Origin of the sequence: Arthrobacter sp. WCS2018Hpa-7, from assembly GCF_031843805.1 — a bacterium.
Taxonomy (GTDB): domain Bacteria; phylum Actinomycetota; class Actinomycetes; order Actinomycetales; family Micrococcaceae; genus Arthrobacter.
The window spans coordinates 141,199-162,861 of record NZ_JAVTJB010000005.1 but is presented as its reverse complement, the minus strand read 5'-3'; the positions used below and the strand labels follow the sequence as shown (position 1 = coordinate 162,861).

Annotated in this window: 19 protein-coding genes and 2 tRNA genes; 14 read left to right on the top strand and 7 right to left on the bottom strand. The window is 63.2% G+C overall.

Translation table 11 applies throughout. The features are described from left to right. Positions 1-147: 147 nt before the first annotated feature. From RQH14_RS07995 to RQH14_RS07985, 3 genes are all read left to right on the top strand, one after another. Positions 148-221: transfer RNA gene (locus tag RQH14_RS07995), tRNA-Met, on the top strand. Between the two features lie 213 nt (positions 222-434). Next, a tRNA-Met gene (locus RQH14_RS07990) sits at positions 435-508 on the top strand. Positions 509-631: 123 nt separating this feature from the next. Then, a complete protein-coding gene (locus tag RQH14_RS07985; RefSeq protein ID WP_311212771.1) occupies positions 632-1,432 on the top strand; it encodes a GntR family transcriptional regulator in 801 nt (266 codons plus the stop codon). Between the two features lie 96 nt (positions 1,433-1,528). Here the strand turns inward: RQH14_RS07985 and RQH14_RS07980 are convergent, their stop codons facing one another. Together RQH14_RS07980 and RQH14_RS07975 are read right to left on the bottom strand one after the other, a co-directional pair. Further along, positions 1,529-2,317, bottom strand: coding sequence for a PspA/IM30 family protein (locus tag RQH14_RS07980; protein ID WP_311212770.1), 789 nt, complete (start codon positions 2,315-2,317; stop codon positions 1,529-1,531). A gap of 98 nt (positions 2,318-2,415) precedes the next feature. Beyond that, the gene (locus tag RQH14_RS07975) at positions 2,416-4,476 is read right to left on the bottom strand and encodes a TPM domain-containing protein (RefSeq protein WP_311212769.1); all 2,061 of its coding nucleotides are present in this window, start codon (positions 4,474-4,476) and stop codon (positions 2,416-2,418) included. A 321-nt stretch (positions 4,477-4,797) separates the two neighbouring features. Here RQH14_RS07975 and RQH14_RS07970 point away from each other — a divergent pair, with 321 nt between their 5' ends. The 6 genes from RQH14_RS07970 (at position 4,798) to RQH14_RS07945 (ending at position 11,372) form a co-directional block, all read left to right on the top strand. Further along, positions 4,798-6,549, top strand: coding sequence for a trypsin-like peptidase domain-containing protein (locus RQH14_RS07970; protein WP_311212768.1), 1,752 nt, complete (start codon positions 4,798-4,800; stop codon positions 6,547-6,549). Between the two features lie 246 nt (positions 6,550-6,795). Beyond that, positions 6,796-7,599 (top strand): electron transfer flavoprotein subunit beta/FixA family protein, encoded by an 804-nt coding sequence (locus RQH14_RS07965; protein ID WP_311212767.1) that lies wholly within the window; start codon positions 6,796-6,798, stop codon positions 7,597-7,599. A 14-nt stretch (positions 7,600-7,613) separates the two neighbouring features. After that, positions 7,614-8,567 carry an electron transfer flavoprotein subunit alpha/FixB family protein gene (locus tag RQH14_RS07960; protein WP_311212766.1) on the top strand — a complete coding sequence of 318 codons (954 nt, stop codon included), beginning with the start codon at positions 7,614-7,616 and terminating at the stop codon, positions 8,565-8,567. A gap of 5 nt (positions 8,568-8,572) precedes the next feature. Beyond that, positions 8,573-9,352 carry a PIG-L deacetylase family protein gene (locus tag RQH14_RS07955; RefSeq protein ID WP_311212765.1) on the top strand — a complete coding sequence of 260 codons (780 nt, stop codon included), beginning with the start codon at positions 8,573-8,575 and terminating at the stop codon, positions 9,350-9,352. Between the two features lie 74 nt (positions 9,353-9,426). Continuing rightward, complete coding sequence (locus RQH14_RS07950; RefSeq protein WP_311212764.1) at positions 9,427-9,972, top strand: gluconokinase; 546 nt, start codon at positions 9,427-9,429, stop codon at positions 9,970-9,972. Beyond that, positions 9,969-11,372 (top strand): gluconate:H+ symporter, encoded by a 1,404-nt coding sequence (locus tag RQH14_RS07945; RefSeq protein ID WP_311212763.1) that lies wholly within the window; start codon positions 9,969-9,971, stop codon positions 11,370-11,372. Before RQH14_RS07950 ends, RQH14_RS07945 begins: the two co-directional genes overlap by 4 nt. An 83-nt stretch (positions 11,373-11,455) precedes the next feature. Here the strand turns inward: RQH14_RS07945 and RQH14_RS07940 are convergent, their stop codons facing one another. From RQH14_RS07940 to RQH14_RS07925, 4 genes are all read right to left on the bottom strand, one after another. Then, positions 11,456-12,289, bottom strand: coding sequence for an anti-sigma factor (locus tag RQH14_RS07940; RefSeq protein WP_311212762.1), 834 nt, complete (start codon positions 12,287-12,289; stop codon positions 11,456-11,458). 1 nt (position 12,290) lies between these two features. Continuing rightward, positions 12,291-13,007, bottom strand: a complete 717-nt coding sequence (gene sigK / locus RQH14_RS07935; protein WP_311212761.1) for an ECF RNA polymerase sigma factor SigK — start codon at positions 13,005-13,007, stop codon at positions 12,291-12,293. Between the two features lie 79 nt (positions 13,008-13,086). After that, positions 13,087-13,554 carry a tRNA (cytidine(34)-2'-O)-methyltransferase gene (locus RQH14_RS07930; protein WP_311212760.1) on the bottom strand — a complete coding sequence of 156 codons (468 nt, stop codon included), beginning with the start codon at positions 13,552-13,554 and terminating at the stop codon, positions 13,087-13,089. 46 nt (positions 13,555-13,600) lie between these two features. Then, the gene (locus RQH14_RS07925) at positions 13,601-14,545 is read right to left on the bottom strand and encodes a J domain-containing protein (protein ID WP_311212759.1); all 945 of its coding nucleotides are present in this window, start codon (positions 14,543-14,545) and stop codon (positions 13,601-13,603) included. A 121-nt stretch (positions 14,546-14,666) separates the two neighbouring features. Here RQH14_RS07925 and RQH14_RS07920 point away from each other — a divergent pair, with 121 nt between their 5' ends. From RQH14_RS07920 to RQH14_RS07900, 5 genes are all read left to right on the top strand, one after another. After that, positions 14,667-15,596 (top strand): YegS/Rv2252/BmrU family lipid kinase, encoded by a 930-nt coding sequence (locus RQH14_RS07920; protein ID WP_311212758.1) that lies wholly within the window; start codon positions 14,667-14,669, stop codon positions 15,594-15,596. A gap of 70 nt (positions 15,597-15,666) precedes the next feature. Beyond that, the gene (locus tag RQH14_RS07915) at positions 15,667-16,344 is read left to right on the top strand and encodes a hypothetical protein (RefSeq protein WP_311212757.1); all 678 of its coding nucleotides are present in this window, start codon (positions 15,667-15,669) and stop codon (positions 16,342-16,344) included. A 61-nt stretch (positions 16,345-16,405) separates the two neighbouring features. Next, on the top strand, positions 16,406-17,638 hold the full coding sequence (locus RQH14_RS07910) for a cysteine desulfurase family protein (RefSeq protein ID WP_311212756.1): 1,233 nt from the start codon (positions 16,406-16,408) through the stop codon (positions 17,636-17,638). Positions 17,639-17,762: 124 nt separating this feature from the next. Continuing rightward, positions 17,763-18,902: a tRNA 2-thiouridine(34) synthase MnmA gene (gene mnmA, locus RQH14_RS07905; protein WP_311212755.1), complete on the top strand. Its 1,140-nt coding sequence runs from the start codon at positions 17,763-17,765 to the stop codon at positions 18,900-18,902. A 109-nt stretch (positions 18,903-19,011) separates the two neighbouring features. Beyond that, the gene (locus tag RQH14_RS07900) at positions 19,012-20,637 is read left to right on the top strand and encodes a hypothetical protein (protein ID WP_311212754.1); all 1,626 of its coding nucleotides are present in this window, start codon (positions 19,012-19,014) and stop codon (positions 20,635-20,637) included. 65 nt (positions 20,638-20,702) lie between these two features. Here the strand turns inward: RQH14_RS07900 and RQH14_RS07895 are convergent, their stop codons facing one another. Further along, complete coding sequence (locus tag RQH14_RS07895; protein WP_311212753.1) at positions 20,703-21,530, bottom strand: caspase family protein; 828 nt, start codon at positions 21,528-21,530, stop codon at positions 20,703-20,705. Between the last annotated feature and the right edge of the window lie 133 nt (positions 21,531-21,663).

The following is a 21,663-nucleotide window of genomic DNA, read 5'->3' as shown; positions in this document are numbered from 1 at the left end:
CCGCATAGCGAATGACTAGCGACTGATAAGGGCCGGTGCCTGCTCCCTTGGGGAGCGGGCACCGGCCCTTTCAGATTTGAGGGAGACGCACATCACGTAGCCAGGATTTGGTCTCCCATTCACCTGACGGTAGTGTTGTTCTTGCGACGCGGGGTGGAGCAGTTCGGTAGCTCGCTGGGCTCATAACCCAGAGGTCACAGGTTCAAATCCTGTCCCCGCAACTGGAGAAAAGATCCGGATCAGTAAATACTGATCCGGATCTTTTGTTTTGCCCGGAGTCCTAAGAAATTCACGGTGCCGAGGTGTCGATGTAGATGGATCGCGGCGGTCGCCGCAGATTGGGCGGAGCCTTTTGCTGTGGAAGTGATCTGCGGCACCATTGCTCCCATATGGTCAGAAGCACCCTGATGGGTGCGGTAGAGTTGATCTTGCGACGCGGGGTGGAGCAGTTCGGTAGCTCGCTGGGCTCATAACCCAGAGGTCACAGGTTCAAATCCTGTCCCCGCAACTGGAGAAAAGATCCGGATCAGTAACTACTGATCCGGATCTTTTGTTTAATCGGCCTTCGGGATGACGGGTGCTAGCATCGGATCCGGATTTGCTGAGGCAGGAAAGTGGATGGGACGGCCCAATGGTCAATGAAGACGTCAAGCCAGGCCTCAATCGTGAAGTCCTCCAGCGGGACAGCCCCATAGCTGTCTACCAGCAGGTAGCTGACGTTCTGGTGGACCAGGTCAGCCGGCTGGAGCCAGGATCCCGTATACCCACGGAAGAGTCCCTGATGGACGAGTACGGCATCAGCCGCACTACAGTCCGGAAAGCGATCGAAACGCTCGTGGTCAAGGGCCTGTTGGTTCGCAGGCAGGGCAAAGGGACGTTCGTGATGGCCCAACGTCCGGTCAAAATGCTGAACCGCCTGGCTCCTTTCATGGAGACGTTCACCGCGGCGGGGATGAAGACAGTCAAAGGGCTCATCGAATACAAATGGATGGAAAAGGACAAGTCGGTGCCGGCGAAGCTGGTCTCTGATGACAACCTTGTCCTGGTAATCCGCCGATCGTATTCAAGCGCCGGCTGGCCGTACGCGATCGCGGAAATCTTCATCCCTTCGCACATCGGGCGCCACATCAGCCTTGCGGACGCCGAAAGGAACTCCATCTACCAGGTCATCCAGGACAGGACCCTGAAGCCGCTCCAGCGGGCGGAAATCACCGTGACCATGCATGAGCCCCCGGAGCACCTTGCAGACGCTCTCAACGTCCGTGGCTTCGCCATGGTGCCCCGACTGGAGCGGACCACGTTGGGCCCCCACGGCGAGGTGCTGGAATGCACGGTGACCTACTTCCATCCGAAAGGATTCGAGATCCGTGCTGAAGTGGCTACCGACGTAAGCCCAGGGCAGGATTCCGTGGCGCAGTCCACGGCGGGTTAGGCACATGCTGTCAAAGAAAATGGGCCGGATCCTTTCGAGGATCCGGCCCATTGGCTTGGTTCAGCGGTACATCACGGGCACTCTGCCCGATACGTGCTAGAGCTTGTCGAAGTCGGCTTCGTCGACGGTTGAGCCGGTTGCAGCGGCTGCACCAGCACCGATGGCCGGCTTTGAACCACCGGACTTCAATGCTGCAAGGCGAGCCTCGATCTCCGTCTGCTCTCCAAGGTCCTCCAGCTGGTTGAACTGGGCATCGAGGCTGGAGCTGGCGAGCTCCTGCTGGCCCAGGACCTTGGCCTCTTCGCGGCGGATCTTCTCTTCGAAGCGGCCTACCTCGCTGGTGGGATCCATGATGTCGATGCTCTTGAGGGCATCGTGTACCTGGGACTGTGCCGCTGCGGTCTTGGATCGTGCCACGAGCTCGTTGCGCTTGGCGGTGAGCTGGTTCAGCTTGCCCTTCATCTGGTCAAGCCCGGTCTTGAGCTTGTCCACAACCTCAGTCTGGGACGCGATGCTCGGCTCAGCCGCCTTGGCCTCGGACTCCGCGGTCATCTGGCGCTGGATGGCCACCTTGGCAAGGTTGTCGAACTTCTGGGCATCGACGGGGTCGCCGGCGGAGCGGTACTCGTCAGCCTTCCGGGATGCTGCAAGGGCCTTGTTGCCCCAGTCCTGGGCGTTCTTGATGTCCTCGTTGTAGTCCGCCTGCAGCATCCGGAGATTGCCGATGGTCTGGGCCACGGCTGATTCGGCCTCGGCAATGTTGTTCGTGTAGTCGCGGACCATCTGGTCCAGCATCTTCTGCGGGTCCTCAGCCTGGTCCAGCAAGGCGTTGATGTTTGCCTTGGCGAGCTGCGAGATCCGACCGAAAATGGACTGCTTAACCATGGTGTTGCCTTTCGTCCTGCTCAGTGGTGCCACTGAAATCAGTGATCAGTTGTTGTACCGCTTCTATGCGGGGCATGGACCCCACCTAGTCTGTCTGGCTAGAAGTCGCCTCCACCGCCGCCGTCGCCACCCCAGCCGCCGCCGTCGAATCCGCCGCCGGAATCACCGCCGCCACCGAAGATACCGCCGTCGCCTCCGCCGTCATTCCCACCGCCCCAGCCGCCCCCGCCGCCGTTCAGAATGGAGTTGATGAGGATTCCGCCGAGGATGGCACCCCCGAGGCCGCCTCCGCCGCCACCGCCGCCGAACATCCCGCCGCGACCATAGCCTTGCCCTTGGTCTGCATAGCCGAACTGGTCCACGTCGGACTGAGCAAGCTGGGCCGCCTGGGCAGCAAGTGAATGGGCCTGCTGCGCGTAGGTCAGAGCCGTCACGGGGTCATTCCGTGAAATGGACAGGGCGTAATCGAGGTTGCGCTGAGCTTCGGCCAACCTGGTCCGTGCCTCGGTGCCAACGCCACCGCGCCGGGCGGTGATGTAGTCAGACGTGGCGCTGATCTGGGCCTGGGCAGCCATGATGGTTTGCTGCAGCGATGCTTGGGCGCGGCGGGCCTGCTCTTGCTGGTTGCGAATCCCGGAGAGGGACTGGTCCAGTGCCTGATGGGCGGACTCCACGCGGCCAAGGGTAGCAATGGGGTCGATTTTTCCGCCCTGAATCTCCGTTTTGACCTGCGCAAGTGCAGCTTCCACACCAGCCACAGGGCCGGCAAGTTCCGGATGTTCGCCGGACTGGATCATGGCACGTGCTTGGGCAAGGTCCTGGCTGGTTTCAGCCACTGCGCCTTCCAGCGAAGCGCGGGCCTCATCAAGGCTGCCGGCCGTCTTGGAGATGGCGTCGATCAACACGGTGGTCTGGTGCAGGCTTTCCTCGGCAGCACGAACTGCCACGGCCGCAAGGCTGCTCTCACCGGCGGACAACTTCTCCTGTGCTGCTGTGACCGCATTCTGGACGAATGCAAGGCGCTCTTTCGCCTGCAGGATGTTGTCCGAAACCTGCGTCAGGGCAGATTCTGCGTACTTGACCCGAAGGCCCTCCAACGATTGTTCAGCGTTGGCGATCTTCGAGTCCGCGTCCTTGGCTCCCGCGGACACGGCCGCAAGGGCCTGGGGGGCGTTCTTTTCGAGTTCCCTCAGAGAATCGAAATCGGCCTTCTGGTCACGCAGGGACGCCAAAGCGGCTTCTGAGCGGCGGATGATCTCCCCGAGCCAGCTCCGCTGCTGTTCTTCAGTATCAGGGATGTGGTCATCGAGCTGTTGCTGGAGCTTGAAGGACTCTGTCATGTGGCCCTTGGCTTCTTCCAAAGCCTTGGTGAAGTTGCCGATGGCGGAGTCACCGTACTGGGCCTGGGCAAATCCGAGTTCCTGCTCGCTTGACTTGATGGCGTCATCCGCCTCGATCAACAGCGAGCCGCTCTTCTGGCGCAGTTCCGGGATGCTCAAACCGGCGAGCGGATCAAGCTGTTCGCCTTGCGGTCCATAGCTGGCGCTGACGGCCTTGGTGCCGCCTTTCTTGCGTCGGTTCCGCAGGTACAGATATGTGCCAGCGCCGCCGGCCGCTACAACGCCGACCCCTACGAGAACGCCAACTCCCGCGTTACCGTTGGGCACTGTTCCGCTGCCGCCGCCGGCGGCATCTCCGATAGCGGCAGCTGCGTCGATGGCAGCCTGGGCATAATTGCCTGAACGCAACTGAGGGTCGATTGCCTTACTGGTAATCGTGTCCCGTTGGGCGTTGGTGATCTTGCTGTTGTTGGGTTTGCTCAGCTGGTACTGACGTGTCTCGGTTGCTACGGCGAGAACAAGGGCGTTGGGACCGAGCTGCGCCTTTTCTGCGACCTCGGCCGCCCAGGCAACCCGGTCTGTCGGATTCTCGAAGCGCTTGACGAACACAGCGTGCAGCGTCATGGCGTGGTCTGTACCGAGCTTCTGGATGGCCTCTTGGACCTTGGCTTTGTCTGCGCCGAGTACGCCTGCCGAGTCCACAATCTTGGTAGTGGGATCGAGCGTCACGGGACTTTCGGCCCAAGCAGCAGTGGCCGGGAAGGCCAACATTCCAGCCAGGCCGATCACGGCGAGTGCGCGTTTAACTATTGACCGCATGTGCAACCCTTCAGCACGTCTGCGACTGGAACAAGGCGTACCAATCGTCACAGAATGCTCAGCGCCCCCACGCATGGTGTAAAGCCGCAGGTCGCTGTGGCAATTCCTCTTGATTCTATGGTGCACCCCATGGCCCGTCCACAGGAGTGAATATGCCACCAGCGAAATATAGGAGAGAGCAGGATTGTCCAGCCGTTGAGAGTAATTCAGAAGGAGTCCGGAGAGACAGCCAGAGTCTTTCAGGAAGCTCCCAGCGAACGTCCGCTTTTGTTCCAGTTACTGGGTCCATAGTTGTTGGAGACAAGGACGAAAGGAAGACCCATGACGGAGAACCCAGCGCAGGGCGCCGCACCGGAGGATCGCGAGCCATCAAAGCCGCGGGACACGACCGGCGACCACAGTGATGCCACCGCCACCCAGCAGCAGCCTGCCTGGACGTCAGGGCAAGGGGCAGGTGCGCAGGACGTTGCACAGCCCACTACGCCCCTGCCGGCGTTCCAGTCGAATGCCATCCCGGAGCACCAGCCCGAACAACAGCGCCAGCCTGGATCCGAGCCGCACTCCGGCCAGGAGAACGCCCCGACGCAGCACGCCAGCCAGCACGCGGCCCCAACCCAGCAAACACCTCAGCAGTACACTGCACAGCACGGAGGGCAGCACGCCAGCCAGCACGCGGCTCCGGCCCAGCCCTCCGCCCAGCACAACGCCACTACGCAGCAGCCGCAGTACTACGGCGTGCCACAGCAGGACCCGGCCCACCGCCCCAGCTACCCCCAGCACCAGCCCTTCTACGGCGGGGGCCCGACCCCCCAGGGCCAGCACGGACCTGGCATGCAGCAGCACGCTCCCGCAAACTCACCTGTTGCCACCAAGCGCAAGCCTGCATTCGGGGTGGGAACCCTTGTAGCCAGCATGCTGGCGGCCGGACTGATCGGTGGCGGTGTGGTGGCCGGAAGCAATGTGCTCTGGGACCAACCGGCTCCGGCAGCGTCGACGAGTGGACAGTCCAGCACAGTCATCGTCAATAACAAGGATGACGTGAACGTGATCACCGCGGCGGCCGCCAAGGCATCGCCCAGCGTGGTAACCATCAAGGCAACCAGTGGCAATGAGGGCGGAACCGGTTCCGGCATCATCCTCGATGACCAGGGCCACATCCTGACGAACACGCACGTTGTGACGCTCGACGGCGCAACAGCCAACGCAGCCATTGAGGTACGGACCAACGACGGCAAGGTTCTCAAGGCCACCGTGGTGGGCACTGACCCGTTGTCAGACCTCGCCGTGATCAAGGTCAGCGACGCTTCCGGACTTGTACCGGCAACGCTCGGCGACTCCTCCAAGATCAACGTCGGGGACACCGCCGTCGCCATCGGTTCGCCGCTGGGCCTCACCGGTACGGTGACGGATGGCATTGTCTCTACGCTCAACCGGACCATCAGCGTTGCTTCGTCGGCAGTGCCGGAGGGAACGCCCGACGAGAGCCAGGGCGGCGACGAGGGCTTCCAATTCGCGCCTCCCAATGGCGGCCAGAGCCAGTCCACAGCTAATGAAGGCTCCATTGCCATCAACGTCATCCAGACTGATGCAGCCATCAACCCAGGCAACTCCGGCGGTGCGCTGGTGAACAACAAGGGCGAAGTCATCGGTGTCAACGTTGCGATCGCATCTGCCGGCAGCGGAACCTCCGAATCCTCCACCGGTAACATCGGCGTTGGCTTCAGCGTCCCGATCAACCACGCCAAGCGCGTGGCCCAGGAAATCATTGACTCCGGCAAGGCCAGCCACGGACAGTTCGGCGTGTCGGTCCGCTCCAAGTCGTCTACAGGCAGCGATTCGGGATTCTCCGTGGGTGCCGAAGTTGCCGCGGTGACCACCGGTTCGGCCGCAGCGAAGGCCGGCCTCAAGGTGGGCGATGTCGTGACCAAGTTCGGCGATTACACGGTCAGTGACCCGAACCAGCTGACGGCCGCTGTGCGCGAGCAGCCGGCCGGTGCCAAGGTCAAGGTCACCATTCAGCGCGGCGGCCAGAGTCAAGAAGTCGAAGTCACCCTCGACGCTGCCCAGCAGTAGGCGGCAGGAACAGCGTACGACGACGGGCGTCACCTCACCGGTGGCGCCCGTCGTCGTGCCGTTCCCGGCACTCAATCGACAACGTCGGCCAGAGGAATCTGAAACAGGGGTTAACGCTGGGAGTGGTTTTCTGCGGGCAATATGCTTAGCTAGGACGAGCCCACGCGCTGGGCAATTCACGGCCACGCTGTTGCGGTTGGCCGTCCACAAGCATGGAAGGCTGCTTCGAAGACAGTGGAAGAGACATTGAAGATTGTCGTTCTGGTCAAGCATGTCCCGGACGCGCAGTTCGACCGGCACATCACCGGACCCGGCAACACAACCGACCGTGACGAGAGCATCTTGTCCGAGCTGGATGAGTACGCACTTGAGGCAGCCCTGCAGCTGGCCGAGGAACGTGGCGGACCGAAGGCAGGCAACGAGGTCATCGCCTTGAGCATGGGACCGTCCGGCGCCGTTAACGCGGTGAAGAAGTCGCTCCAGATCGGTGCGTACTCGGGCGTGCATCTGAGCGATGACGCTTTGGCCGGTTCGGATGCCGCAGCCACCTCACTGGCTCTCGCTGCCGCCATCCGCTACCTTTCGGCCGACGGCCGCCCGGTGGACCTGGTCCTGACCGGCATGGCGTCCACTGACGGTGAGACGTCGCTGATCCCGGCCCAGTTGGCCGAACGCTTGCAGTTCCCACAGGTCACCTTTGCCTCCAGCCTGGACGTTGCAGGCAGCCAGGTCACGGCCCGCCGTGATGCCGGCGCCTTCTCTGAAACCGTTGAAGCGCAGCTTCCTGCCGTTGTTTCGGTGACCGACCAGATCAACGAGCCGCGCTATCCCAACTTCAAGGGCATCCTTGCGGCCAAGAAGAAGAAGATTGCCTCCCTGTCGCTGGCCGACATCGGTGTGGACGCCTCGCAGGTGGGCTTGGCTGGCTCCTGGACCGTGGTGGAGGCCGCTGAGGCCCGCCCGCCGCGGACAGCCGGCACCATCATCACCGACGACGGCGACGCCGGCATCAAGCTGGTCGACTTCCTCGCCGCACAGAAGCTGCTCTAAAGGGGATCGCAACCATGGCAAATGCACTTGTTTTCATTGATAACCCGGGAGCAGCTCTCAAAAAGAGCAGCCTGGAGCTCCTGACCATCGCCCGTTCGCTGGGCGAGACCGCCGTCGCGTTCTCCGGTGACCTGCACGACGACGTCGCCGCCACCTTGGGTGCCTACGGCGTCGCCACTGTTTACCAGCCGTCCACTGAGGACCTCGACAACTTCCTGGTGGGGCCGAAGGCCGCTTACCTCGCCGCTGCCGTGAACGCTTCGGGAGCAACAGCCGTTCTCCTGGACAACTCGCCCGAGGGCAAGGAAATTGCGGGCAGGCTTGGTATCAAGCTCAACGCCGGCGTTATCACCGACGTAGTGGGGGTGGAGTCTGACGGCACCGCGCACAAGTCGGTTCTCGCGGGCTCTTACAACACCACCGCGAAGGCCACCACTCCGGTCACCGTTCTTTCGGTCAAGGCCAACAACGTTGAGCCTGCACCGGCCGGCGCAGCGGGAACTCCCGCTACTGTCACGGTTGACGTCCCGGCGGCCGCCTTGGCGAACTCTGCACGCATCGCGTCGCGGTCCGAGAAGCCGGTCAGCGGCCGGCCGGACCTCAGCGAGGCGCGGATCGTCGTGGCCGGCGGTCGCGGCGTGGACGGCGACTTCGGGCCGGTGGAAGAGCTTGCAGATGCACTGGGTGCGGCAGTGGGTGCATCCCGCGCTGCTACTGACGCCGGCTGGATCGGACACGATGCCCAAGTGGGCCAGACCGGTGTCACGGTTTCGCCCCAGCTCTACATCTCGGCCGGCATCTCCGGAGCCATCCAGCAGAAGGCCGGCATGCAGACCTCCAAGGTCATTGTGGCCATCAACAAGGACGCGGAATCGCCGGTCTTCGAGATTGCCGACTACGGCATCATCGGTGACCTCTTCAAGGTTCTCCCGCAGGCTGCTGCCGAGATCAAGAAGCGGAAAGGCTGATCCCTTTGTCTCCTGGCGTTTCGTCAGCAAAGAGCCCGTTCGACGCCTCCTTGGAGCGCGTCGAGCGGGTACTTTGTTTTACTGCCCATCCTGACGACATCGACTTCGGCGCCGCCGGCGCTATTGCGGCATGGACGGCTGCCGGCGTCGAAGTCAGTTATTGCATCATGACTGACGGCGATGCCGGAGGCTTTGATCCGGCGGACAGGGAACGGATCATTGAGCTCCGCGCGGAGGAGCAAAAGCAGGCAGCTGCCCTGGTAGGCGTCAGCGATATCCACTATCTGCACGAGCGTGATGGATATCTTGAACCGACGCATGGCGTCATCAAGCAGATTGTGAAACTGATCCGGGAAATCCGTCCGGACATTGTGCTGACCATGCACCCGGAACGCAACTGGGATCGCCTCCAGAAGAGCCACCCGGACCACCTCGCGGCCGGCGAGGCCGTCACCCGGGCCGTCTACCCTGCGGTGGAGAATCCCTTTGCCTACCCGGAACTGGCCGAGGCTGGCCTGGGCGCCTACAAGTTGCCGTGGTTGTGGTTTATTTCCAGCCCGGAGGCCAGGGAGAACCACTTTGTGGATGTCTCCGGCCAGGTCGATGCCAAGCTGGATGCCATCCGGATCCATGCGAGCCAGCATCCCGATATTGACGGCATGGAGCGTGTTGTCAGGGGCTTGATGCTGGCCAACGGGGAGCGTGCCGGGCTGCCCGCAGGGACCAGTGCAGAGGGCTTCCACGTGGTGTCGGTGAATGGATCGAGCACCATCGCCGGCTTCTGACGTTGCTGTGGTGTAACCCGTGTCATATGCTTGATCTCGGTTAAATCATATTTATTCGAGGAAGGCAGACTTTGATGGCGAAGACTGCGCAACAACCCGTACTGGTGATTATGGGAGTCTCCGGTTCCGGGAAATCGACCGTAGCCGGCGTTCTGGCCGGCAAATTGGGCTGGGATCTGGCCGAGGGCGATGACCTTCATCCCGAAGCGAACGTGGCCAAAATGCAGGCCGGTCAGGCCCTCAGTGATGAGGACCGCTGGCCCTGGCTGGGAATCATTTCGGACTGGATCCAGGAGCACGTGGAGGCCGGAATGCCGGCCATTATTACGTGCTCTGCACTGAAAAAGAAGTATCGCGATGTTCTCCGCGGCGAAGGCGTCGTGTTCGTCTTCCTGCAGGGGAGCAAAGACAAGATCTCCGATCGCCTGGCATCCAGGCACGGCCACTTCATGCCGCCGTCGCTCCTTGAATCCCAGTTCGACGCCCTGGAGGAGCCCACGGCCGAGGAGAACCACATCTCGCTGTGCGTCTCCGCATCGCCGGCCGAAGAGGCCGACGAAGTCATTGACAGGCTGGGTCTCCGGCCTGCGGGTGCCGGTACCGAAGCGACCATCTCGTGAAGGTCCTGGATACGGCGACGCAAGTGCAGGAATGGACCGGGCACGACACCCAACTCCTTGTGGTGGCTGCACTGGGCATTGCCCTGATCGTCGTACTGATCGCGAAACTGAAGCTGCACCCGTTCCTGGCGCTGGTCCTGGGATCTGCCTTCGTGGGCTTGGCCTCCGGGGTGGAGCTGGGAAAGGTCATCACCAACTTCGAAGACGGGGTTGGCAGTGTCCTCAAGGAAGTCGGGCTGCTGATCGCGCTCGGCGCCATGCTCGGCAAGCTGCTGGCCGATTCCGGTGGCGCCAACCGCGTGGTGGATACCTTGTTGGCCAAGGCCAGCGGCAACAAGCTGGTCTGGATGATCACCCTGGTGGCAGTGATCATTGGCTTGCCCATGTTCTTCGAAATCGGGCTCGTGCTGCTGCTTCCGGTGATCGTCCTGGTAACCCAGCGGTCCAAGATGAAGCTGATGCGCATCGCAATCCCGGCGCTGGCCGGCCTGTCCGTGCTGCACGGACTGGTACCGCCGCACCCGGGACCGCTGATTGCCATCAGCGCTGTCAAGGCCGAGCTGGGAACAACACTTGGCCTGGGTATCCTCGTGGCGATTCCCACCGTCATCATCTGTGGCCCGCTCTTCTCCCGGCTCGCCGCGCGGTGGGTGCCTGTTGACGCGCCGGCAGTAGCCGGCGGCATCGACACCCAGCATGCGGCCGACATGAGCGAGGTCAAGAGGCAGCCATCGTTCCTGGTGACGCTGCTGACCATCATCTTCCCGGTGGTGCTGATGCTGCTGAAGGCTTTGGGCGGCATCATCTGGCCGAACCCCGAGACAGCACCTGCCATCCGGATCTTCTTCGACTTTGTGGGCCAGCCTTTGGTGGCCATGACACTGGCCGTGCTGCTGGCCATAGTCACCTTCGGCTACGCAGTGGGCTTCACAGGCAGCAGGATCACGGCCAAGCTGGGCGAGAGCCTGGGGCCGATCGCAGCGATCCTCCTCATTGTGGGTGCCGGCGGCGGTTTCAAGCAGACCCTGATCGGAGCCGGAGTAGGGGACTCCGTCAAAAAATGGGCCGAGGGCGCCAATATGTCGGTCCTGGTCCTCGGCTTCATCGTTGCTGTGGCGCTCCGCCTCGCCACGGGCTCTGCGACGGTGGCCACGGTAACGGCCGCCGGAATCGTCGCACCCCTTGCCAGCAGCCTGAGCCCGACGCACGCGGCGTTGCTGGCCTTGGCCATCGGGGCAGGCTCCCTGTTCCTGTCCCACGTCAACGACGCCGGTTTCTGGTTGGTCAAAGAACTTTTTGGGCTCACCGTTGGCCAGACGTTCAAGACCTGGTCCGTCATGGAGACGCTGATTTCCGTGATCGGCTTTGGCTTCGTGATGCTTCTGTCGCTCGTGTTATAGCTGCGAAAGCAACTGACCAAAGCGCGACGGCGGCCGTCCCCAAGGTGGGACGGCCGCCGTCGTGCATTAATGTGAGTTCAGCGTCAGGCGCTCAGCGCGACCACCAGGACAGGGTCTGTGGTGGGGGCGCTTGATCCGCCCGTGGGTTCAACCGTGATGGCAACGGACGATGCCGAGGACAGGCCCTTGACAACGGCCGGCTTTGAGAGCGTCTGGGCGTCCATGGTGCCCTGCGGCACAGGGGCAGAGCCATCCTTGGGCAGGGTCCACAGCTGGTAGACCTTACCCTCCGGGGCGGGAGCAACGCCATCCATCAGAACCACGAAGGAGTCCTTGGCCGACGACGCGGAGATGGTAGCTGTACCACCGCCGGGAACCGGGGCGGATTTCTGCTGGACGTCCTGTGCCTGCAGTACCTGGTTGACGGGGTCGTTCTGGACCGAGACGTAGGTGCCTACACCGATACCTCCGAGCGCGATCACGGCCGCGGCGGCTGCACCGATAATCCATTTGCGTGCGCCACCGGTGCGCAGGCGTTCCTCGCGCTTGGCCCTGGCGGCCGCGAGGTCGTCGACGGCGGGACCTGCGGCCGGCGGGGCCGCCGGTCCGGCAGGGGCTTGGGCGGCGGCATCGGTGGTGATGCGTTCCATGATGTTGTCGAAGAGCCTGGCCGGTGGCGCTTCCTCGGGGGCGAAGCTGACCGCGAGGGTCTCGCGGGCTTCGCGGACCCGCTCCCGGAATTCAGGACCCTCGGGAGCACCGTTGATGTAGTCATCGATCATGGCCCGTTCGTCGTCACTGACTGCGTCCAGGGCATAGATCTCAGCCAGTTCGAGGACGCGGCCCTCGGCGAGGTCGGTAGCGATGTCGTTGGCAAACATTCTGCGGATAAAGCCTCCACTGGTGTTCTCGCTCATATCAAGCCACCCCCAGGCAGGTCTTCAGGCGCAGCAGTCCGTCGCGGATGCGGGACTTGATGGTGGGGACGGCGGCGCCCAGGTGCTCGGCGACTTCCCGGTACGTCAGGCCGCCGTAGTAGGCAAGGCGGACGGATTCACGCTGGGTGTCGGTCAGTGTGCCGAGGCACCGGCTGACTGCTTCGGCTTCCAGATTGGTGTCGGCTTCTTCTGCCACCAGGTCTCGATCGGGGTCCTGGCTTGCTGCGCCGTATTTGGCCTCGCGGTCGGTGGCGGCCTGCACGGCGCGGACGCGGTCAATGGCGCGGCGGTGGGCGATGGTCATGAGCCACGCCAGCGGGGTTCCGGCAGCGCGATCGAATTTGCTTGCCCCCTGCCACACCTGGAGGAAAACTTCCTGCGTGGCGTCCTCGCTCAGGTCCGGGTCTATCAGGACGCGCTTGGCCATGCCGAACACCCGCCTCGACGTTAGGCGGTAGAACTCGGCAAAAGCCGGCTGGTCGCCGGCAGCCACGAGCTCGAGCAAGGCAGTCAACTGCGTGTTCAAGTCTGTCGCGGTGCCTGTGGCCTCGAAGACCGGGGGTCCGGGGTTGCTGGGGATGTCCATCACTGTCCAGCATATGTCGTCCCGTTTGAAACCGGCAGCACGGCCATATGGTGGTGAGGGCGTGGCGGAGCAGCGGTCTGCCGTTGTCACCCTGGTCTGCAGCGCGCTCACGAATGCTCCCTCAACGAATGTCCTGATGCAGGACCTGTCCCTGCATAAGGTATTCGGTGCCGTGGCGCCCTTGGATGGGCTACACCTTGGCGCCTGCGAACCCGTTCTGGCGCCAGGCCTCGAACACGGCGATCGAGGCGGCGTTGGCCAAATTGAGCGAACGCAGTGACGGCTTCATGGGAAGGCGGACTCGAGCGGTGACGTGCGGGTCCTGCTTCAGCCAGTCCGGCAGGCCAACAGACTCGGGCCCGAACATCAGGACGTCGCCCTCACGGTAGCTGATATCCGTATAGGACGTTTCGCCGTCGGACGTGTAGGCGAAGACGCGTTCCGGCTGCAGGGCCTCCCACGCGGCGTCGATGTCCTTGTGAACAGTGACCACCGCAAGGTCGTGGTAATCCAGGCCGGCGCGACGAAGCTTGGCATCGGAAAAGTCGAAGCCGAGGGGCTCCACCAAATGGAGCTCGGCCCCGGTGATGGCGGCCAAACGTATGGCGTTGCCCGTGTTGCCCGGGATTTCAGGGGTGTGGAAGAGGATGCGGAACACTGTTCCATCTTAGCCAGCCCCGACCAGCGTCCGGTGGCACGGACTCTTAGTGCATCCCGCGCAGCAGCCGCGCCAGAACCGGAACCACTACAGTGTTCGGCGCCGGCCCCGAGCTCAAGAATTGCTTGAGCCCCCTGACCAGGCCGGCGGCGTTGACTACTTCCACGGCGTTGTGGCTGGACTGTCCTTTGCCGTACTGGTCGATGACCGGTTCGTGGAGGTTGCCATCGGGACTGTGCAGGACAACCCATCCGGTGACATTGAGTTCAGGGAAGATGTCCTGCATATGCCGGACAATGTGGGCAAGCTGCGGGGGCGCGACGGATCGGCCGCCGTGCCGCAGTGAATGGCCATCCCAGGCGTAGGCACCCTTGGGGAGGAGCATGGAACCCACCAAGGCCAGCCGGTAGCCGGACAAGACCGCGTGGTCGATGTGGTTGTTGTCCGACGGCGAGCGAAGACCGTTGATGAGCCGGGCAGCAGGAATGGCAGGCAGGACCTGCCTGCTGATGAGCTGAACGGTGCGCATTTCCCGCTGGATCCGTGCTTCGGCACCAAAGATGCCGCGCTTGCGCGGTAGCCCATGGACCTGCTGCGCTGCTTCCGCGGCAGAAATGAGCGGCACTTCCTGGGGATCGTCAAAGGCCGGGACGTAGACCGGGGGATCACCGGCGGTGTTGCGTTGGGTCTGGGGTCGTCTGACGCTGCCCGTTGCGAAAGGGCCCGGCGCCGCGGTGCCCGAGTAGTCTCCGGGCATCGGCTGGCCGCGGCCAGAGGAGCCGCTGGCGTACCTGCGATCGTACTCAGCCCTCCGCTGCGGGTCGATCAGGGTTTCGTAGGCGAGCGTCACGCGCCTGAACATCTCTGCTTCTCCGCCGTGGTCGGGGTGCGCCTTCCGGGCAGCCTTGCGGTAGGCGACCTTGATCTCCTTGTCCGTAGCTGTGACGGAAACGCGGAGAACCTGATAATGCGAACTGCTGCCGTCGGCCAAGCACGGGCCCTTCTCTAAAGTCGATGCGCATCAGCACAGACGCGGTAGTGGCCAGTTTATCCAGCCACTATGTGAACGTTGGTATCGGGGCGGGTGGTTCCCGGCTGGCATAATTCACGCTGTGACCCCACCGGCAGCCGCAAACCAGTCCAGCAAGGCGGGGACGGTCGCAGTGGCGATAAACCCTGCGGCTTCCTTTGGCCGGAACCGCAATGCCGGGGACCACGCCGCAGCACAGTTCCGCGCCGCCGGACGGGACGTCGTCGTGCTCGAAGCAGAAAGTTACGACGCCCTGCAGCGGCTTGTAGCCCAAACCCTTTCCGGCACTGCAGTTGACGCCCTGGTAGTGGTGGGAGGCGACGGTATGGTCCATCTGGGGGTCAATGCGCTCGCCGGACACGATGTAGCCCTGGGTATCGTCCCCAGCGGAACGGGTAATGATGTAGCCCGACTCCTGGGTTTGCCGCTTCATGACACCGCCGCCGCCTGCCGCCTGATCCTGGCCTCGATGATTTCGGGTGGACGGACAATCGACGCCGGACGGGTTGCTGCGGAGGGGCGGACCACGTATTTTGCCGGTGTCCTCTCGGCCGGGTTCGATGCCGCAGTCAACGAACGCGCCAACTCTTGGCGGTGGCCTCGCGGAAAGAGCCGCTACAACCTGGCGATGCTCATGGAGTTGGGTTCCTTCAGACGGATCGACTATGCGGTGACTGCCGATGACGTGACCTGGCGCCAGCCGGCGTTGCTGATTTCGGTGGCGAACGGGCAGTACATCGGCGGCGGCATGCGAATCACCCCGGACGCGTCGCCCGACGACGGCTTATTGGATCTCTTTGTGGTCAAACCATTGTCCCGGTTCCGATTCCTCGCAGTATTTCCGAAAGTGTTTGCCGGCAGGCACACCAGCCACCCCGCTGTGGAGATCCGGCGTGTCCGGAAGGTGCGGTTGGAGGCGGAGGGCGTGGTGGCATATGCGGATGGCGAACGCATCGGCGCGTTGCCTGTGGAGGTCGATATTGTTCCGGGTGCTCTGCGCGTCCTGGCGTAGGTGGGCCTGACGGCTAGACTCGATCGCGGCAGATGGCATGCCATCCGAGGTGGCATGGGGATAAGGAGCGATGGTGGCGCGAAACGTTCGACGACGGGTGGCTGGGATTGCTGCCTTGGGAGCCGCTGCTGCCGTTATGGCCGGCTGCACCGTTAACGTTCCTGATCCAGCGGCGCCGAAACCGTCGCCATCGGAGTCCACGCTGGCGACGCCCAGCATCACGCCCGGGCATGATGCAGCCGCTGTTGCGGCGAAGGACTTGCCTTTGGCAGCCGGGAACACCCTGGCTCCGGGGGACCCGGTGACGGTCTCCACGCGGTTGGAAGAGGTTCCTGGGTGGACTGTGGTGCATTCAGGCCTCCAAGGCGAAGTCCGGTATCGGAAGAATGATGGCTGCACCGTGGCAGCCCGCGTCAGTGTCAACCAGGGTCCCTTGGTCGTCGTGGAGGATGACGCAGCCTCCACCAAGGAGCTCTTCCGCTATCTTGATCCCGGTATTTCCTTGGAAAGCCTGAAGCCGGTGTTCCTGCGGTGGGGCCAGGACTCGGATAAGCCACAGCACAACGTGGAGTTCCTCGCGTTGGAATCGTCAGCCGCATCGGGCGGTAACGCCGCTGTGGTGATGGCCCGGTTGTTCAGTGTTCCGGCGTCGTCGGTCTACCTCTCGGTGGCTTGCCCGGATGACGGTTCCTTGGACAAGGCCCGTGCCGAAGCGGCGGCCCAGCTTGTGGTGGTCCCGCCAGGTTAAGCAAGGATCGTGGCTGCGAAAGAGACAACTGCGTTCTGGGTCCCATCGGTAGAATGGCAAGGTGCCTGTATACCTCGATCACGCTGCCACCACGCCCCTGTCGGCAGAAGCACTCGCCGTCATGACGCGGGAGTTGGCGCGAACCGGCAATCCGTCCTCGCTGCACGGAGCGGGTCGTCGCGCCCGGCGCGCCGTGGAGGATGCCCGTGAAATGCTGGCCGCAGCAGCCGGCGCCCACCCTTCGGAGGTCATCTTCACCTCGGGTGGAACCGAAGCGGACAATTTGGCCGTCAAGGGCTTGTTCTGGGCCCGCCGGGACGAGGACCCCCGCTGTACGCGGGTCTTGTGCTCCGCCGTCGAACATCATGCGGTCCTTGACACTGTGGAGTGGCTGGAGCGGCACGAAGGTGCAGACGTGGTATGGCTACCCGTCGATGAGTCCGGCACCGTGCGGCTCGAAGTCCTCCAACAAGAAATCGAGCGGGATCCCGGATCAATTGCACTCGTCACCGTCATGTGGGCCAACAATGAAGTGGGCACTATCCAACCAGTCACGGAGATCGTTGAGCTCGCAAAGCCCCATGGAATCCCGGTCCACTCCGACGCTGTGCAGGCCTTCGGTTCGATCCCTGTGGATTTCCGGGGGAGCGGACTCGCAGCCATGTCGGTATCCGGGCACAAGCTTGGCGGTCCAGTGGGCGTAGGCGCGCTCTTCCTGGGGAGGTCCGTGAAATTGACGCCGGTACAGCACGGCGGCGGCCAGGAACGTGATGTCCGCTCGGGAACCCTGGACACCCCGGCCATTGCCGCATTCGCCGCCGCGGCTGAGGCAGTCACCGGGAACCTGGCCGAAGAGCAGGAACGGCTCAGCGCGTTGCGCGACCGTCTGATCGATGGCGTCTGCGCTGCCGTGCCCGACGCAGTGCTGCGGGGTGCTGCGGGAGAGCGTCGGCTGCCGGGAAATGCCCACTTCACCTTCCCGGGGTGCGAAGGCGATTCGCTCCTCTTCCTCCTGGACCTGGCAGGCGTCGAATCATCCACTGGCTCTGCCTGTACGGCAGGAGTCCCGCGCCCATCGCATGTGCTGTTGGCCATGGGCCTGGACGAGGATACTGCCCGCGGCGCCCAGCGCTTCACTCTGGGCCACAGCTCCACGGATGCGGATGTGGACGCGCTGCTGAAGGCTCTTCCCGAGGCATGCACAAGGGCGCGGCAGGCAGGAATGGCCGGTCACGAGTCCAGCATCCAGACGGCGGCAACAGTGGCGCGGCAGGGATCGCCGACGTCCTTGTAGCAGTGGCTTGGTGCGGCGGGTCAAGGGATTTAGCGCAGGCATGGTATTGCAGGCTAGAATGGATGGGCACGCCGGCTGGTCTGAGCCGGAACAGTTGCTACAGCCCCCAACACGGAAAGCCAGCATGCGAGTACTTGCAGCAATGAGCGGCGGAGTGGACTCCGCCGTGGCCGCCGCCCGCGCCGTCGAGGCCGGACACGACGTCGTCGGCGTCCACCTCGCGTTGTCGCGCATGCCCGGCACCCTTCGCACCGGAAGCCGGGGATGCTGCACCATCGAGGACTCCCGTGATGCCTGGCGGGCCTGCGACGTCCTGGGAATTCCTTACTACGTGTGGGACTTCTCGGAGCGCTTCAAGGAAGACGTCGTCCAGGACTTCATCGACGAATATGCTGCGGGCCGAACGCCGAACCCCTGCATGCGCTGCAACGAACGCATCAAGTTTGCTGCCCTGCTGGAGAAGGCCATTGCGCTGGGCTTCGACGCCGTGTGCACCGGGCACTACGCCAAGGTGATCGAAGACTCCGCCGGTAACCGGGAACTCCACCGCGCTGCGGATTGGGCCAAGGACCAGAGCTACGTCCTGGGCGTCCTGACCCATGAGCAGCTCAAGCACTCCATGTTCCCCCTGGCGGACACGCCGTCCAAGGCAGAAGTGCGTGCGGAAGCTGAGCGGCGGGGCCTGTCAGTGGCCAACAAGCCCGACAGCCACGACATCTGCTTCATCTCCGACGGCGACACCCGTGGATGGCTGGCCGAAAAGATTGATATGACCACCGGCGACATCGTTGACGAGACCGGGGCCAAGGTAGGCGAACATCCCGGTGCCAACGCTTTCACAGTGGGACAGCGCCGCGGATTGAAGCTGGGAACTCCGGCCGCTGATGGCAAGCCGCGCTTTGTCCTGGAGATCCGTCCCAAGGAAAACAAAGTGGTTGTGGGACCCGAAGCCTTGCTTGCCATCGACGAGATCCGGGGCATCAAGGTGTCGTGGGCAGGTTTGCCCATCTCCGAGGTTGCGAGGGGCGCGGAGTTCGATTGCCATGCCCAAGTACGGGCCCACGGGGATCCGGTCCCGGCGCGGGCACACGTGGAAACCGTTGACGACGACTCAGGCGTTCAGCGGGCCGAACTCGTTGTCACCCTGACCGACCCGCTCCGCGGTGTGGCTCCGGGACAAACAGTGGTCCTTTATCAGGGCAGCCGGGTCTTGGGGCAGGCAACCATCGACGCCGCCCGTTCCCTGCAGCGCGTGGCTCTCTAGGAGCCCTTCCCCTCAAGAGCCATTGCCTCCGGAATGGGGCGCCTCCATACTGGGCTAAGCAGCGCTTCCGCTGCGGTGTTTGGGGTCCGCATTCGGGACGGCGATGACTGTGGCATTTCCAAAAAAGAGCCCGGGAGACATCAAAGCCGGGCAGATGGTCTCGGTGACCGTTCTGGCCGAGGGGCCTATCGGTGCCCCAGATGCACCTCCTCTGACAGCACAGGTCCGTATCCCGGTTGAACGCCTCAGGCGTGGTCCCACCGGCCACCGCTACGCCATCCACATCAGGAAGTGGCGGGGAACCACTGTGTCCCCTGTGACGCTGACGCAGCAGGGCGATCCCTGGCAGTTGATCTCGGAACCACCGCCGGCGGGTTTACGTGAACTCCTGGATGACACGCGTTTCCTGGCACAGCATGTCTATGGCGTGGCAATGAGTACGTTGGACATCTTCGAGACCACCCTCGGCAGGCGCATGCCATGGAATCCGGAAGGGCGTGTGGTTCTCAAGGCCCGGGACCTGATCACCGCCACTGACACCGGCTACGAGCGGGGAACCAACATCATCCGCTTCGGTTCAGTGGACCGGATGGGCTATAAAGTCCCCACAGCCCTCTACCGGGACATCGTCGCCCACGAAGTGACACATGCCATCCTGGACGGCTTCCGGCCGGCGTGGGCCGACCAGATGGCCACCATGGAGCAGTTGGCCATGCACGAGGCCTTGGCCGACATCGTGGCCATCCTTTCGGTCTTTTCTTCCCGCGAAGTGGTGTCGCGGCAGCTCGAAGCGGCGGGCAACGGCTTCGAGGCCGGGCAGGTGGTCGATGATGCGGTCCTGATGAGGTCCCTTTTCGATTTTGCCCGTGATCTTTTCGCCCGCGGACCACTGCGCGAGCCCTTCGTTGGCGCTGTGCCGGAAGGTTGGCAGTCACTGCCGGAGCCGCATGCGCGGGGTGCCGTGGTGGTAGGGGCGGTGCTCCGGGCCGTCCAACGGCTGTGGTCGGAGCGGAACGCGCGGTTCGGGGACGGCCAAAGTCTGCAACAGAAGGCCGAATCAGGCTCGATCGTGGCCACCAGGGTCCTGCGGATGGTGATCCGCGGACTCTCCTATATGCCACCTGTGGACGTCTCCTGGCGGGATCTCCTCCGTGGCATCATCGCGGCTGACCTGGACATGGTTCCCGAAGATAATTACGGATACCGCGAGGCGATCCAAACTGAGTTCTCCATGATCGGGATTCGTCGGGTGTCAATGAACAACATCAGCGGCGTGGATAACTACCAGGGACTCCGCTACCCCATCAGGCTTTCGGCCCTCGGCTCCGATCCCCAGGAGGTGCAACGCTTTGTCTGGGAAAATCCCCGGCTCCTGGAGGCGGCGCGGCTTGAGCGGCGAACACCCCTGAGCTCCACGCGCGTACGTACTTCGGAGCGTGTATCCCCGGACGGATTCATCATTTCCGAGATAGGGGCCTCGTTCATCCAGACGGTACGGATGAGCCGGCGGGAAGCGTATGTCCGCCTTGGCCTGAAAACCCGGAGGGATTTCGTGGACATCCGCGGGGGAGGGCTGCTGCGCTTCGACGCAGGTGGCCGGCTGGTATATGCGGCCCTCAAGCCGGTGATGGACCGGGAACGGCAAGGGCAGATGTTTGGTTCGGACCCGCATCACGACGCGGAAGAGGCCGCCTCCTCGGGAGTCCGGGACAAGTTCCACGGCACCGGGGACTGAGCTTCCGGCCGCCATGAAAGGGTTTCAGGCGCCCGATTCGGGCGCCGGTCCCAGACACGTCAGGTTCAGGCGCCCCACGCGGCCTTGCGTGCCGCCGTCGAGCCTTCCAGTTGGGCGATCTGATCGAAGCCGCCGGACTTGAGGCCCTTGCTGACCTGCTTCAGGATGTCGGCGCGCGCCACGGTACCGTCACCCGTGAGGGCCCGCACGAAGTTGTAGGTAAAGGCGCCGTTGTACCGGCCCTCGATGAACGCATCGGCAGCAGTCTGGTCCGAGCGGCAGGCCGCCATCAGAACCGGCGCGGAGAGCTTGGCAGTCTTGACCATGTCCCGCAAGCTGCGGGTGTCCTTGGATTCGTTGGCTATCACTGCCCGGGGCGTGGGCGCCGGCAGGAAACGTGGACGGCGTCCGGGAAGGAGGTCCAATGACTTCAGGCCCGTTCCACTGTGGCAGGTGTCCAGCACAACATCCATCAGGACACCCTGGGGCAGTCGGGCAAACAAAGCTGCCAATTCGTCGTCGGTGATCACTGTGGTGGCGTCCCAGTCATCACCGGAGTTGTTGATGTCGTAGCACGCAAAGGCCTCGTCCATGCGGTCGCTTTCATCTCCGCTGGTGTCCGGCACTTGGGTTCCATGGCTCGAAAAGGTGAACACGATGTGAGTGGCCGTGCCCGCCACGGCAGCGTCCACCAGGGCATTGAGCGCAGCCATGACTGTCTTTTTCACCGCTTTGGCGTCCCGTAGCACGGTGATGCTGGAAGCTTCGAAGCCATAGTGTTTTTCAAGCATCGCTGCGAGGTCTTCGGCATCGTTGACGCAGCCGTTGAGCCAGCTGGCTTGGGGTAGAAACTTGAACTTGTTGATCCCTACACAGAGTGCTGCCTTGCTCATGGGCTTGTCCTTTGGGCGGTCTTTCAGTGAGTGGCGACTCGGAATCTACGATATTCCGGCCCTTCACCCGGAGCAATGGCCCGAAGGCATGGGAACAAAGCTACTGGAAAGTAAATTTTGTGTCTCAAATCAC